Below are 14,338 nucleotides of genomic sequence, written 5' to 3' on the forward strand. Positions count from 1 at the left end.
CTGGAACCGCTGACGCCACCTTTCGCTCTCTCGCGCTACCCCTGCACAGGGGGCGTGAGTGAGTGAAAGGGGGCGTCAGCGGGTGGGTGAGGGGGAGCAGCGGGAGAGGGGAGGGGGAGGGGTCAGCGCTGGGCGGTGGCCAGCTCCGGCTCGCGGTCTTCGACCTCGGTGCCGTGGCCGTCGTCGACCATCGTCTCCTCGTTGAACGGGTCGCCGCCGCGGAGGACCAGGGCCACCTGGTCGTGGTCCACGCTCCGGGTCCAGGTGCCGATCACCAGGGTGGCGATGGCGTTCCCGGCGAAGTTCGTGACGGCGCGGGCCTCGGACATGAACCGGTCGATGCCGACGATGAGCCCGACTCCGTCGATCAGCTCGGGGCGGTGCGAGGCGAGACCTCCGGCCAGCGTGGCCAGACCGGCGCCGGTGACCCCGGCGGCGCCCTTGGAGGCGATCATCATGAAGACCAGCAGCGAGATCTGCTCGCCGACGGTGAGCGGGTCGCCCATCGCGGCGGCGATGAACAGCGAGGCCATGGTCAGGTAGATCGCGGTGCCGTCGAGGTTGAACGAGTAGCCGGTCGGCACGACCACACCGACGGTGGAGCGGGAGACCCCGATGTGCTCCATCTTGGCGATCAACCGCGGCAGGGCCGACTCCGAGGAGGAGGTCGCCACGATCAGCAGGAACTCGCGGCCCAGGTAGCGGAACAGCGAGAAGATGTTGATCCGCGCCACGACCCACAGCAGGGAGCCGAGGATGACGAACACGAACAGGGCGCAGGCGGTGTAGAAGCCGAACATCAGGATCGCCAGGGCCTTCAGGGCAGCCACCCCGGTGGCGCCGACGACCGCCGCGATGGCCCCGAAGGCACCGACCGGGGCCAGCCACATGATCATGGACAGGATCCGGAAGACGAGCTTCTGCAGGTGCCCGATGCCCTTCAGGACCGGCTCCCCGCTCTTGCCCATCGCCTGCAGCGCGAAGCCGACCAGCAGCGCCACCAGCAGCGTCTGCAGCACCACCTCGGTGGTCAGGGCGGAGAACAGGGTGGTGGGGATGATGTGCAGCAGGAACTCGGCGGTGGTCAGCTTCTCGCTGGTGACCGCGCCGGCACCCTTCTCGGCGACCTCGGGGGTGATCCGCAGCCCCTCACCCGGGTGGATGATGTTGCCGACCAGCAGACCGATGGCCAGGGCCAGGGTCGACATGGTCAGGAAGTAGACCAGGGCGATGCTGCCGACCTTGCCGACCTGCGAGGCCTTGCGCACCGAGCCGATGCCGAGCACGATCGTGCAGAAGATCACCGGCGCGATCATCATCTTGATCAGGTTGACGAAGCCGGTGCCGAGCGGCTTGAGGGCCTTGCCCACCTCCGGGAACACCAGCCCGACGGCGATCCCCAGCCCGACGGCGATGAGGACCGAGATGTAGAGCCAGTGGGTCCGGTCCTTCTTCTTGCTGGCCGGGGCTTCCCCGCTGGGCGGGGTGAGGGTGGCAGCCATGATCTCTCCTCGAATCGACGCTGACGAGTGGGCCCGGAACACCGGGTGCTCGTATCCTGCGGTCTGCCGTGGGACCCGTCCTCGTTGCGTACGTTGAGTTCACGTCGACCAGAGCCGGCCCGCACGGACGGGGCTGGTGGACAATGCCGGCATGGCCCCCCTCGACCGGCTGAGGAGCAGCAGCGTCGCGGCGCAGATCCTGCTGCTGCAGCTGGTCGTGGTCGCCCTTGTGGTGGTCGGTGGCCTCGGGCTGGCCGTCCTGGACGCCCGGCGGGACGCGGTCCGGTCCGCCGGCGACGTCACCCTCGGGGTGGCCGAGTCGCTCGCCTCCTCGCCGACGGTCCGGGCCGGCGCGCTCACCTCCGACCCGACGGCGAGCCTGCAGCCGTACGCCGACCAGGTCCAGCGGGCCACGGGCACCAGCTTCATCGTGATGATGAGCCCCGACGGGGTCCGCTGGACCCACCCGGACCGCAGCCAGATCGGCGGTCGCTACCTCGGCACCATCGAGGCCGCGCGCGCGGGAGGCACCATCACCGAGGAGTACACCGGCACCCTCGGCCGATCGGTCCGCTCGGTCGCCCCGGTGACCGACGGCGACCGCCTGGTCGGCCTGGTCTCGGTGGGCATCACCATAGCCAGCGTCCAGCGCTCCATCTGGCCGACCCTGCCGCCGATCCTGCTGGCCGGGGTCGGTGCGCTGGCTGTCGGCGCCGCGGGCGCCTTCGCCATCAGCCGCCGGCTCCGGCGCCAGACCCGGGGGCTGGCGGAGACCCAGCTGATCGCCATGCTCGAGTACTACGACGCAGTCCTGCACGCCGTCCGCGAGGGCATGCTGCTGCTGGACCCGATGGGGCGGGTGCAGCTGGTCAACGACGAGGCGCGGCGGCTGCTGGCCCTGACCGGCGACGTCGTGGGCACCGACCTCGGTGATCTCGACCTGCCGACGTCCTTCGTCGAGCGGACCGGGAGCCCGGAGGAGATCCGGGACGAGGTCCAGCTGGTGCACGACAAGATCCTGGTGGTGAACCGGACCGTCGCCACCTGGGAGGGCAGGGTGGTCGGCTCCGTGATCACGCTCCGCGACCGCACCGACCTGCAGTCGGTCTCCGGCGAGCTCGACTCCGCCCGGAGCCTGGCCGACTCGCTGCGGGCCCTGAACCACGAGGCGGCCAACCGGATGCAGACGGTGGTGTCGCTGATCGAGATGGGTCGCACCGTGGCCGCTGTCGAGTTCGCGACGGCGGAGCTGGCGCTGGCCCAGCGTCTCACCGACGAGGTGGTGGCAGCGGTCGACGACCCGGTGCTGGCCGCGACGCTGCTGGGCAAGACCGCCCAGGCGGCGGAACGTGGCATCGAGCTGACCGTCGTGGACGGCTCCCGCGTCGCGGACCACGACTTCGACCCCCAGGACCTCGTCACCCTGGTCGGCAACCTGATCGACAACGCCCTGGACGCCACCGGCGAGGTGGAGCGGGACCGTCGGGTGGAGGTGTTCTGCGACCTCGAGGGACACCGGCTGCGGCTGCGGGTCGCCGACTCCGGCCCGGGTCTGGCCCCTGAGCGGCGCCAGCAGGTCTTCACCCGCGGGTGGTCGACCAAACCGGGCGCCGACGGCATCGGCCGGGGGATCGGCCTGGCCCTGGTGACCGAGGTCGTCCGGCGTCTCGGCGGGCGGATCGAGGTCGGTGCCTCGCGACTGGGTGGGGCCGAGTTCACCGTCGACATCCCCGGCGAGGAAGATCTGAGCGGGACGCGGGCGACACGGATGTCGCCCGTGCGGGGGGAGCACGCGTGACGACATCGGCGGAGCCGTCGGCGACCTCGGGGCTGACCGCCGTGGTGGTCGAGGACGAGGCGGTGGTGGCCGAGGCCAACGCCGTCTACCTCCAGCGGCTCGGGCTGACCGTGGTCGGCGTCGCCCGGTCCGGTCGTGAGGCGCTGCGGCTGCTGGCGGCCCAGCCCGACATCGACCTCGTGGTGCTGGACATGAACCTGCCCGACAGCCACGGACTCGACCTGCTCCGGCGCATCCGCGGCACCGGGCACGGGGCGGACGTGATCGCGGTGACCGCGGCCCGCGACGTCGACGTCGTGCGTCAGGCCGTGGCGCAGGGCGTGGTGGCGTACGTGATCAAGCCCTTCACCTTCAGCTCCTTCCGGACCAAGATCGAGCAGTACCTGGCGTACCGGGCCCAGCTGGACAGTCGTCAGGCGGCGCTGGGCCAGACCGAGATCGACGCCATGATCGCCACCCTGCGTCCGGCCCTCAGCTCCCAGAACCTGCCCAAGGGCCTCTCGGTGGAGATGCTCGGCCGGATCACCGGGGTGCTGCAGGGGGCCGAGGCCCTGAGCGCGGGGGAGGCGGCCGAGCAGGTCGGCACCTCACGGGTCACGGCCCGTCGCTACCTGGAGTACCTGGCCGACTCCGCCCTGGTGGAGCGACGCGCCTCGCACGAGGGCCGGGCCGGACGTCCTGAGGTGCGCTATCGCTGGCGCTGAGCCGGAGACGTCCTCTCCGACGACGAGCAACGACGGTGCGGGTGGCGCCGCGGGGTCCTATGCTCCTGGCGTGTCCTCCGACGCAACGACCTGGTTCGTGGCGACGAGCCAGGAGAAGAAGCGGCGCGTCACCATCGTGGACGTCGCGCGCCGAGCCGGGGTCAACAAGGGCACCGTCTCCCGGGCCCTGCGGGGGATGGACGGGGTCGGCGAGCAGACCAGGCGGCGCATCCTGGCCGCCGCCGACGAGCTGGACTACTCGGCGTCCGAGCTCGGCACGGCACTGGCGACCGGTTCGACCCGCACCGTCGGGATCGTCCTGCCCAGCCTCCGCTCCTGGTACTTCAGCGAGGTGGCGTCCGGGGCGAGCGAGGTGCTCAGTGCCGCCGGCTTCCGGATCGAGCTGATCAACCTCGACATCGACTCCGACTTCCTGCAGATCGGCTCCGAGCAGTTCGCCCGGCTCTTCCGGCAGCTGGGCGCCGGTCGCTCCCGCGACGCCCTGCTGTTCGCGGGTACGACGAGCGTCCCGGACGCCCAGGAGGGCAAGGCGCTGGTCCCGGTGGCCGCCCACGGCGGGCCGCTGTCGACCGCCCCGGGACTGTTCGTCGACCACCGGGAGGGCGGCCGCCTGGTGGCCCGGCACCTCGCCGGACTGGGCCACACCTCCTTCGCGATGGTCGAGGGGCAGATGCTCGGGAAGCTGGATGTGAGCATCTGGGAGCTCCGGGCCGCGGGCTTCCTGGACGGACTGGCCGAGGCGGGTCACGATGCCGATGCCGTGCGCCGGCTGCGTCCCGGCGACTGCCACAGCCGTGACGGCGAGCTGGTGGGACGGCAGCTGCTCGCCTCGGCGGATCCCTTGCCCGGTGCCGTTTTCTGCCAGTCCGACGAGCTCGCGTTCGGGCTCATCGCGTCCCTGCGCCGGGCCGGGGTCCTGTGCCCGCGGGACATCTCCGTGGCCGGGTTCGACGATCACCCGATGTCCCACCTGTGGGATCTCACCACCGTCGACCAGCACGCTCACGCCCAGGGCAAGCGCGCCGCCCTGGCCCTGCTGGAGGTGCTCGGCGACACACGTCGAGACGAGACCGCTTCGCTCGAGGGGACCGAGCAGCTGCGGGTCGACCTGATCGTCCGCGACTCGACGGCACCTTACGTGACCCGTAGATAACTATTCGGTCGCATTCTTGCGTACCAGCGGATCCCGTGGTCTGCTGCGAGAGATCAGATGATGCCCACATTCGTGGGTGACAACCGTTGACAACCGGTTGCGTGCCGGGCAGGATCGAGCACGCTAAGGATCTCCTCTGGCTATTCGGGAGCCCAGGGGCGACATTCGAGGAGGAATGTATGACTGAAGTCAAGGACGCACTCGGACGCGCTGTGTCGCGCCGGAGTTTCCTGGGTACGACCGCACTGGCCGGACTGGGTGTCGCCGGTGCGGGAACGCTGCTGGCCGGTTGTGGCAGCGGTAGCGGTGCCGGACCGGCCGGCGGCAGCGGTGGTGGCGGCGAGGGCTCCAAGGGTGCGATCACCTGGGCTTCGTGGGCCAACCCCGGCGAGGGCGAGCGGTTCAAGCAGTTCTCCAAGGACTACACCGCCAAGTACGGCAACCCGGTCACCTGGCAGCAGGTGGTCGGCGACTACCAGTCGAAGCTGCTGACCCAGCTCGCCGGCGGCGCCGCCCCGGACGCCTTCTACATCGGCGACACCTCGATGGCTCCGCTGATCGCCAGCGGCAAGCTCGAGCCGCTGGACGACTTCCTGGGAACCGACAAGGCCGAGGTCAAGATCGCCGACGTCTACGAGGGCCTCTACCAGTGGTGCAAGAGCGAGGACGGCAAGCTCTACGGCATCCCGGTCGACTGCAACCCGAAGGTGTTCTGGTTCAACAAGGGTCTGCTCGAAGAGGCCGGCTTCACCCCGGACCCGGTGGCGGCCTTCACCGGCGGTACGTGGAACCGGGACGCGCTCGACGACATGCTGACCAAGGTCAAGGCGACCGGCAAGCGCGGCATGGTCGTGGAAGGCAACTGGTTCGACCTGTTCAGCCTGATCACCACCTTCGGTGGCACGGCGATCGCCGACGACAAGGCGGTCTTCGACACCGACCCCAAGGCGATGGAGATCATCAGCTGGTTGTTCGACCACTTCAAGAACGAGACGATCACCTTCGGCGGCACGTTGCCCAAGGGCCAGGGTGTCGACGCCCTGTTCTACGGCGGCCAGCTGGCTTCCGTGCAGTACGGCCGGTGGATCCTGCCCAACCTGCGCAAGCTCAAGAACGTGCAGTACGACATCGCCCCGATGCCGTCCGAGGACGGCAAGACGGTCATGCCGGTGGCGGTCTACACCGCGGCCATGGGGGTGCAGACCGGGGCCAAGGACAAGGAGGCCTCGCTGCAGTTCCTGTCCCGCTACGTCAACGCCGACGGCCAGAAGCAGCGCCTCTCCGGCGGCGGCAACGCGGTGCCGTCGATGGCCGGCCTGGACGACATCGTGCTCGAGGGTGGCCTGCCGGCCAACGCGAAGTACTTCACCGAGGTCGCGGCCAAGGCGTACGCCGTGCCCGAGGTCATCGCCCGCAGCTCCAAGGTCGGGACGAACTTCGGGACCACCTTCGACGGCCTGATCAAGGGTGGCGCGGACGCCAAGACCTTCGCCAGCAAGATGGCCGCCTTCATCAACGCAGGGGGCTAGGCGGTGACCACCGCAACCGATGCGCGGCCGGTGGTGGACTCATCACCCGGCGGCAAGAAGCGGGCGCTCTCGGCCAGACGGCGGAAGGACACCCTGCTGGCCTACGGGTTCCTGGCGCCACAGCTGCTCGGGCTCGTCGTCTTCATGATCGGCCCGCTGATCTTCGCCGTGGTGCTGGCGTTCTCCAACTGGGACGGCTTCGGCACCCGGTCGTTCGCCGGGTTCGCGAACTTCGCGTGGGTGTTCAGCGACCCGCAGATGCGCACCTCGATGGTCAACACCCTGTGGTTCACCGTGCTGCAGGTGCCGGGTCTGCTGGTCTCGGGCTTCCTCGCCGCCTTCTTCATGCAGAAGGCCGCGAAGATGAAGAGCGTCTACCGGACAGCCTTCTTCGCGCCGCAGGTCACGTCGACCATCGCGGTGTCGGCGATCTGGCTGTGGCTGCTCAACCCCGAACTGTCGCCCATCAACGGGTTCTTCTCGACCAACCTCGGCATCACGTTGCCGGACTGGCTGCAGGACCCGAAGACGGCCATCCCGGCCATCGTGTTCGTCACCGTCTGGCAGGGCATCGGCTACCAGGTCGTCATGTTCATGGCCGGTATCGAGAACGTCCCGCGGGCGCTCTATGAGGCGGCCGACATCGACGGGGCCTCGGAGTTCCAGAAGATGCGGAAGATCACCCTCCCGCTGCTGTCGCCGACGATCCTGTTCCTCTCGATCACCGGCATCATCGGCTCGTTCCAGGTGTTCGACTACATCTACTTCTTCTACGAGACGACGGCTCCGGCGTACGCACGCACCATCGTGTACGAGATCGTCCAGGTCGCCTTCCGTCAGTTCGACTTCGGTCGCGGCGCCGCTCTGGCGATGGTTCTGTTCCTGATCCTGTTGGCGGTGACTGGTCTCCAGCTCCTCGCCCAGAAGAGATGGGTGCACTACACAGAATGACTCTCCAGAACAACATCCCCGTCCAGGCTCTCGACGAGACCGTTCACGAGCCGAACGTCGAGCAGGTCCAGAACAAGCGTGCCCTCCGGCCCGCTCGCGTCCTGCTGCACCTCTTCCTGACCATCGCCTCGATCCTGATGGCGCTGCCGTTCCTGTGGATGATCCTCTCGTCGTTCAAGCCCCTCGACGAGATCTTCATCAAGCCGCCCAAGATGTTCCCGATGGCCTGGACCATCCAGAACTACCAGACCGCCTTCGGGACGGGCAGCTTCTACACGTCCTTCTTCAACTCCTTCTACATCGCCACACTGGTCACGGTGATCTCCCTGATCACCTGCGCCATGGCGGCGTACGCGTTCGCCCGGATGCGGTTCCCGGGCAACAACGCGCTGTTCGGCGTCTTCCTGGCCACCATGATGGTGCCGTTCCAGCTGATCGTGATCCCGCAGTACCTGATCCTGGGAGAGCTCCGCTGGATCGACACCCACCTGGCCCTGATCGTGCCGCCCGCCCTCTTCAACGCCTTCGGGGTGTTCCTGCTGCGGCAGTACGTCCGCGGCATCCCGTTGGAGCTGGAGGAGGCGGCAGCCATCGACGGTGCAGGTAGGGTCAAGATCTTCCTCACGATGATCCTGCCCCTGCTCAAGACCCCGATGGTGGCCCTGGGGATCTTCATCTTCCTGGGCCGGTGGAACGACTTCCTGGCACCGTTGATCTTCATCAACACCGACACGCTGTTCACGCTGCCGCTGTGGGTGGCGCAGTTCAAGGGTGCCTACTCCTCCGACTGGGGTGGCCTGATGGCGGCGACCTCGTTGGCGGCGGTGCCGTTCCTAATCATCTTCATCATCGCCCAGAAGCAGATCGTCGAGGGCATCGCGCTGTCGGGGTCCAAGACCTAGCCCCGACGGCTCCAGCACCATCGCTGAGCGCTCGGAGACCCATGTCTCCGGGCGCTCAGCGCTTTCCCCTGCCTCGGACTCGAAAGGAACGCCGTGCCCGTCAACGCCTACGTCCTGCTGCGCACCGAGGGGGTGGGTGCGCTCGTCGACCTCACCGACGGACACCTCCCCTCACTCTCCTACTGGGGAGCTGATCTCGGCGAGCTCACCACCGCCGACGCCGCCGCCACCGCGCGGGCGTCGGAGTTCCCCGGGGCCGCCAACATCAGCGACGACCCGGTGCACCTGGCGCTGCTGCCCGAGCACTGGACCGGCTGGCTGGGCCGGCCGGGTCTGGCGGGCTCCCGCAGCGGCCGCGACTGGTCCCCCAAGTTCTCCACCACCGGCCTGCGCGTGGACGGCGCGACGGCCGACACCGACGGCTCCCTGATCGCCACCGAGGGCCCGACCGTGCTCGAGGTCGACGCCGCCGATGAGGTGGCGGGTCTCGCGGTCACCCTGACGGTCGAGCTGACCGCCGGCGGGCTGCTGCGGGTGCGGGCCACGGTCACCAACACCGGCGCCGAGCCGTACGAGGTCCAGGGCCTCACCCCGGCGCTGCCGGTGCCGCCGGTGGCGCGCGAGCTGCTCGACATGTGCGGCCGGTGGGGCAAGGAGCGCGTGGCCCGGCGCAGCCCGCTGCAGACCGGCATCCACCTGCGGGAGAACCGCAAGGGCCGCACGGGCGCCGACGCGGCCACCGTGCTGCACGCGGGGACCCCGGGGTTCTCCTTCGGCAGCGGCGAGATCTGGGCGGTGCACACGGCCTGGAGCGGCAACCACGTCCACTACGCCGAGCGGCTCTCCACCGGCGAGCAGGTGCTGGGCGGCGGCGAGCTGCTGCTGCCCGGCGAGATCGTGCTGGCCACCGGTGAGTCCTACGGTTCGCCCTGGCTCTACGGCGCGTACGGCGACGGTCTGGACGAGGTGGCCCGCCGCTTCCACCGGTTCCTGCGCGCCCGCCCGAACCACCCGAGCACCGACCGGCCGGTGACCATCAACGTGTGGGAGGCCGTGTACTTCGACCACGACCTCGACCGGTTGGTCGACCTGGCGGAGCGGGCGGCTGAGCTCGGTGTCGAGCGCTACGTGCTCGACGACGGCTGGTTCGGCTCCCGCCGCGACGACCACTCGGGCCTGGGTGACTGGACGGTGTCGCCGGACGTCTGGCCGAACGGGCTGCACCCGATCGTGAACAAGGTCAAGGACCTGGGCATGGAGTTCGGGCTGTGGTTCGAGCCGGAGATGATCAACCTGGACTCCGACACCGCCCGCGCGCACCCCGAGTGGGTGATGGCCACCGGCGACCGGCTGCCGGTGGAGTCGCGTTTCCAGCAGGTGATCAACCTCGGTCTCCCGGAGTGCTACGCCTACATCCGGGACGCGATCTTCGCGATCCTGACCGAGTACCGGATCGACTACATCAAGTGGGACCACAACCGCGACCTGGTCGACGCCGGGACCCAGCTCGACGGCCGACCCGGCGTGCACGAGCAGACGCTCGCGTTCTACCGGCTGGTCGACGAGATCAAGGCCGCGTTCCCGGGTCTGGAGATCGAGTCCTGCTCGTCCGGCGGGGCACGGGTGGACCTCGGGGTGCTGGAGCGGACCGAGCGGGTCTGGGTGTCGGACTGCATCGACCCGCACGAGCGGCAGGAGATGCACCGCTGGACCACCCAGCTCATCCCGCCGGAGCTGATGGGCGCCCACATCGCCTCCGGCGAGTCCCACACCACGGGGCGGGCGCACGACCTGGACTACCGGGCGGCGACCGCGGTCTTCGGTCACCTGGGCATCGAGTGGGATCTCGCCAGGGCCAGCGAGGCGGAGCTGGCCGAGCTCCGGGGCTGGATCTCGTTCTACAAGGAGCACCGCGGGTTGCTGCTGGCCGGTGACCTGGTCCGGGTGGACTTCCCCGACAGCAGCGTCAACGTGCACGGTGTGGTGGCCCCCGACCAGAGCTCGGCGATCTTCTCCGTCGTCGCGGTCGACCGCTCGGAGGCGGTCTCCGTCGGTCGCATCCCGTTGCGGGGCCTGGACCCGACGCGCCGCTACCGGGTGGCTCCGGTCGCGGACCTGCTGCCCCACCGGGGACGGCCGCCGGCCTGGTTCGGGCTGCGGATGCCCTCCGTCGACGAGTACGCCGCGCTGAACGCGGGGGAGCGCACCCGGCTGGTGCCCGACGGTGAGCAGGGGGTGGAGCTGTCGGGAGCGGCCCTCGCCCGGTCGGGTCTGATGCCGGCCAACATCGACCCCGACCACGCGGTCCTCTACCTGGTGACCGCTGTCGACTAGTGGTGGACGGCCGAGAGCCCGCCGGACCGGCGGGCTCCCGGCCACCGGACGGACGTCGGCGGACACCTCGATCGGGGTTGCCGCCAACGGGCAAGATGTCCCTGTGACGAATGGACCCCCCGAGTCCGGCTCTCCGGACCGCTCGGCCCGCCCGGTGCTGCTGACCGTCGACGACGACCCCTCGGTGTCCCGGGCCGTCGCCCGGGATCTCCGGCGTCGGTACGGGAACGACTACCGCATCCTTCGGGCGGACTCCGGTCCGGCCGCGCTGGACGCGATTCGCGAGGTCGTCCTCCGTGGCGAGCAGGTGGCGGTGATCCTGGCCGACTACCGGATGCCCCAGATGAGTGGCATCGACTTCCTCGAGGCGGCGATGGACCTGGTGCCGTTCGCACGCCGGGCGCTGCTCACCGCGTACGCCGACACCGACGCGGCCATCGCCGCGATCAACGTCGTGGACGTCGACCACTACCTGCTCAAGCCGTGGGAGCCACCCGAGGAGAAGCTCTACCCGGTCATCGACGAGCTGCTGGCCGCCTGGCAGCGGGACGGGCACACGGCCGAGCGCAAGCTCAAGATCCTCGGCCACCCGTGGTCCGCACCGTCCTACGAGGTGCGCGACTTCCTGGCCCGCAACCTGGTGTCCTACCGGTGGTACAACGTGGCCGAGCCCGACGGCAAGCGGCTGATGGCCGCAGCCGGTGCGACCCCGGACGACATCCCGGTGGTGATCACCAGCGCCGGCGACACGCTCATCCGGCCGGGGCTGGCCGAGCTGGCCGACGCCGTGGGCCTGTCCACCGCCCCGACCGAGGAGTTCTACGACCTCGTCATCGTGGGTGGAGGTCCGGCCGGGCTGGGGGCGGCGGTCTACGGCGCGTCCGAAGGACTCAACACCGTCATCATCGAGCGTGCCGCCGCCGGTGGGCAGGCCGGTCAGAGCTCGCGGATCGAGAACTACCTGGGCTTCCCCGACGGCGTCTCCGGCGGCCAGCTCACCGAGCGGGCCCGTCGCCAGGCGGTCCGGTTGGGTGCCGAGCTGATCACCGCCCGGACGGCGGTCGGGCTCGAGGTGCAGGGGCCCGCCCGGCGGGTCGTGTTCGACGACGGCTCGAGCGTGCTGACCCGGGCGGTGCTGCTGGCCACGGGCGTCTCCTACCGGCAGCTCGCCGCCGACGGGGTGGACGAGCTGGTCGGTCGTGGCGTCTACTACGGGTCCGCCTCGACCCAGGCGACCGCCTGCGCCGGCGACCACGTGATCATCGTCGGTGGCGCGAACTCCGCCGGTCAGGCTGCCGTGTTCTTCTCCGCCCACGCCGCCCGGGTCACCCTGGCCGTGCGCGGGGAGTCTCTGGAGCGCTCGATGTCGAGCTACCTGATCGAGCAGATCGCCGCCATCGACACCATCGACGTGCGGACCCGGACCCAGGTGGAGCGGTGCTCCGGGACCGATCACCTGGAGTGCGTCACGCTCGTCGACCTGGACCAGGGAACTCGTCAGCAGGTCGACGCGGGTCACCTGTTCGTCTTCATCGGGGCGGCTCCGCTGACCGGCTGGCTGCCCGACGTGCTGGAGACCGACGAGGCCGGCTTCGTGCGGACGGGGCCGGACCTGGTGGTCGACGGACAGCGGCCCGCCGGCTGGGACCTGGACCGCGAGCCGTACCTGCTGGAGTCCAGCATCCCGGGGGTGTTCGTGGCCGGCGACGTGCGGTCGCAGTCGGTGAAGCGGGTGGCCTCGGCCGTGGGTGAGGGTGCGCTCGCGGTCACCCTGGTGCACCGCTACCTGGCGGAGTGAGCCAGGGAGCTCCCGGGCGTGGCGGAAGACGCACCGGTCGGGAGGCGTTGACGAGGCGAGAGGTCCTGACGGCTGAGCAGGATGGCGGGTGGGCAGGATCGCAGGTGGGCAGGATCGCAGGTGAGCAGGATCGCGGGTGAGCAGGACGAGGAAGGGAAGGCCATGACCGACACCAGTGCAGGGACCGACGCCGGGGCCGGGCTGGCCCCGGAGGAGCTCCGCAGGCTCTTCCTGTTCGAGTCGCTGGACGCCGACCAGCTCGACTGGCTGAGCCGACGCGGAAGGACCGAGCGGCGGTCCCGCGGGAACTTCGTCTACCGCGAGGGGGAGCGCGCGACCTGCTTCTTCGTGCTGCTGGACGGCACCATCTCCATGCACCGGCGGGTCGAGAGCACCGACGTGGAGATCTCCCGGACCAGCCAGCTGGGCGTCTACGCCGGCGCCACCCAGTCGTTCATGGTCGGCGAGGACTCGGCCTACTCGAGCAGCCTGGTGGCGATCACCGACTGCCGGTTCTGGGTGATCGACGCCGCCGACATCGGCGAACGGATCCGCGAGTGGTTCCCGATGGCCATGCACCTGCTCGAGGGGCTGACCATCGGCATGCGGTCCAGTCAGGCCGCCGTCGGTCAGCGGGAGCGGCTGCTGTCGCTCGGGCGCCTGTCCGCCGGGCTGACCCACGAGCTGAACAACCCGGCCGCGGCGGCGGTGCGGGCCACCGCGTCGCTGCGGGAGCGGGTGAGCCGGATGCGCGGCAAGCTCGCCCACCTCGCCTCCGGTCGGGTCGACGCCGCGGCGCTGCAGATCCTGGTCGAGGTGCAGGACGCGGCGGTGGAGCGGATGGCCAAGGTGCAGGAGATGTCCACGATGGAGGTCAGCGACCTCGAGGACACCATCGGCGACTGGCTGGACGACCACGGCGTGGCCAACAGCTGGGATCTGGCCCCGGCCCTGGTGGCGGCGGGTGTGGACCCGGACTGGCTGGACGAGGTCGCCGCCAAGGTGCCCGACGAGCTCCTCTCCGACGGCCTGCACTGGGTGGCGTACGCGCTGGAGACCGAGCAGCTGATGAACGAGATCGAGGACTCGACCCAGCGCATCTCCACCCTGGTCGGGGCGGCCAAGCAGTACTCCCAGGTCGACCGGGCCGGCCTCCAGGACGTGGTGGTGAAGGAGGGTCTGATCAGCACCCTGATCATGCTGGGACACAAGCTGAAGACCGCGCCGATCACGGTGGAGAAGGACCTGGCGCCAGACCTGCCGACCGTGCCCGGGCACCCGGCCGAGCTCAACCAGGTGTGGACCAACCTGATCGACAACGCCCTGCAGGCCATGCCGGACGGCGGCATCCTGCGGATCCGCACCGCCCGCGAGGACGACTGCGTGCTGGTCGAGATCGGCGACACCGGCAGCGGGATCCCGGCCGAGCTGCGGGACCGGATCTTCGAGCCGTTCTTCACCACCAAGCCGGTGGGCGAGGGCACGGGGTTGGGGCTGGACATCTGCTACCGCGTCATCACCCAGCGGCACGGCGGCGACCTGCGCGTGGTCTCGGAGCCGGGGAACACCCGCTTCCAGGTGCGGCTGCCCCTCCGCCGGGGCACGGACCGCGACTGAGGGCCGCCCCGCCCACCTAGACTGCACCC

At 69.9% G+C, this 14,338-nt stretch carries 10 protein-coding genes; 9 read left to right on the top strand and 1 reads right to left on the bottom strand.

The window, feature by feature from the left end; genetic code table 11:
- Positions 1 to 122: 122 nt before the first annotated feature.
- Positions 123 to 1,502 (bottom strand): cation:dicarboxylate symporter family transporter, encoded by a 1,380-nt coding sequence (locus ABD714_RS04275; RefSeq protein WP_344811023.1) that lies wholly within the window; start codon positions 1,500 to 1,502, stop codon positions 123 to 125.
- A gap of 151 nt (positions 1,503 to 1,653) precedes the next feature.
- Between ABD714_RS04275 and ABD714_RS04280 the strand changes: the two genes are divergently transcribed.
- The 9 genes from ABD714_RS04280 (at position 1,654) to ABD714_RS04320 (ending at position 14,309) form a co-directional block, all read left to right on the top strand.
- Positions 1,654 to 3,300 carry a sensor histidine kinase gene (locus ABD714_RS04280; RefSeq protein WP_344811024.1) on the top strand — a complete coding sequence of 549 codons (1,647 nt, stop codon included), beginning with the start codon at positions 1,654 to 1,656 and terminating at the stop codon, positions 3,298 to 3,300.
- A complete protein-coding gene (locus tag ABD714_RS04285; RefSeq protein WP_344811025.1) occupies positions 3,297 to 4,004 on the top strand; it encodes a response regulator in 708 nt (235 codons plus the stop codon). Before ABD714_RS04280 ends, ABD714_RS04285 begins: the two co-directional genes overlap by 4 nt.
- A gap of 70 nt (positions 4,005 to 4,074) precedes the next feature.
- Positions 4,075 to 5,178 carry a LacI family DNA-binding transcriptional regulator gene (locus ABD714_RS04290; RefSeq protein ID WP_344811026.1) on the top strand — a complete coding sequence of 368 codons (1,104 nt, stop codon included), beginning with the start codon at positions 4,075 to 4,077 and terminating at the stop codon, positions 5,176 to 5,178.
- Between the two features lie 179 nt (positions 5,179 to 5,357).
- Entirely contained in the window at positions 5,358 to 6,707 is a 1,350-nt protein-coding gene (locus ABD714_RS04295; RefSeq protein ID WP_344811027.1) for an extracellular solute-binding protein, read from the top strand.
- A 3-nt stretch (positions 6,708 to 6,710) separates the two neighbouring features.
- Positions 6,711 to 7,658, top strand: a complete 948-nt coding sequence (locus ABD714_RS04300; protein ID WP_344811028.1) for a carbohydrate ABC transporter permease — start codon at positions 6,711 to 6,713, stop codon at positions 7,656 to 7,658.
- Positions 7,655 to 8,560 carry a carbohydrate ABC transporter permease gene (locus ABD714_RS04305; protein ID WP_344811029.1) on the top strand — a complete coding sequence of 302 codons (906 nt, stop codon included), beginning with the start codon at positions 7,655 to 7,657 and terminating at the stop codon, positions 8,558 to 8,560. The genes ABD714_RS04300 and ABD714_RS04305 overlap by 4 nt, the downstream gene beginning before the upstream one ends.
- A gap of 93 nt (positions 8,561 to 8,653) precedes the next feature.
- Entirely contained in the window at positions 8,654 to 10,894 is a 2,241-nt protein-coding gene (locus ABD714_RS04310) for an alpha-galactosidase (protein WP_344811030.1), read from the top strand.
- Positions 10,895 to 10,997: 103 nt separating this feature from the next.
- The gene (locus ABD714_RS04315) at positions 10,998 to 12,692 is read left to right on the top strand and encodes an NAD(P)/FAD-dependent oxidoreductase (RefSeq protein WP_344811031.1); all 1,695 of its coding nucleotides are present in this window, start codon (positions 10,998 to 11,000) and stop codon (positions 12,690 to 12,692) included.
- Between the two features lie 120 nt (positions 12,693 to 12,812).
- Positions 12,813 to 14,309, top strand: coding sequence for an ATP-binding protein (locus ABD714_RS04320; protein ID WP_344811032.1), 1,497 nt, complete (start codon positions 12,813 to 12,815; stop codon positions 14,307 to 14,309).
- Positions 14,310 to 14,338: the final 29 nt, after the last annotated feature.

Origin of the sequence: Microlunatus aurantiacus (assembly GCF_039536605.1) — a bacterium.
GTDB lineage: Bacteria > Actinomycetota > Actinomycetes > Propionibacteriales > Propionibacteriaceae > Microlunatus > Microlunatus aurantiacus.

Coding starts and splice junctions, on each gene's coding strand:
- ABD714_RS04280 (WP_344811024.1), top strand. CDS start 1,654: ATGGCCCCCCTCGACCGGCTGAGGAGCAGCAGCGTCGCGGCGCAGATC.
- ABD714_RS04305 (WP_344811029.1), top strand. CDS start 7,655: ATGACTCTCCAGAACAACATCCCCGTCCAGGCTCTCGACGAGACCGTT.
- ABD714_RS04295 (WP_344811027.1), top strand. CDS start 5,358: ATGACTGAAGTCAAGGACGCACTCGGACGCGCTGTGTCGCGCCGGAGT.
- ABD714_RS04275 (WP_344811023.1), bottom strand. CDS start 1,502: ATGGCTGCCACCCTCACCCCGCCCAGCGGGGAAGCCCCGGCCAGCAAG.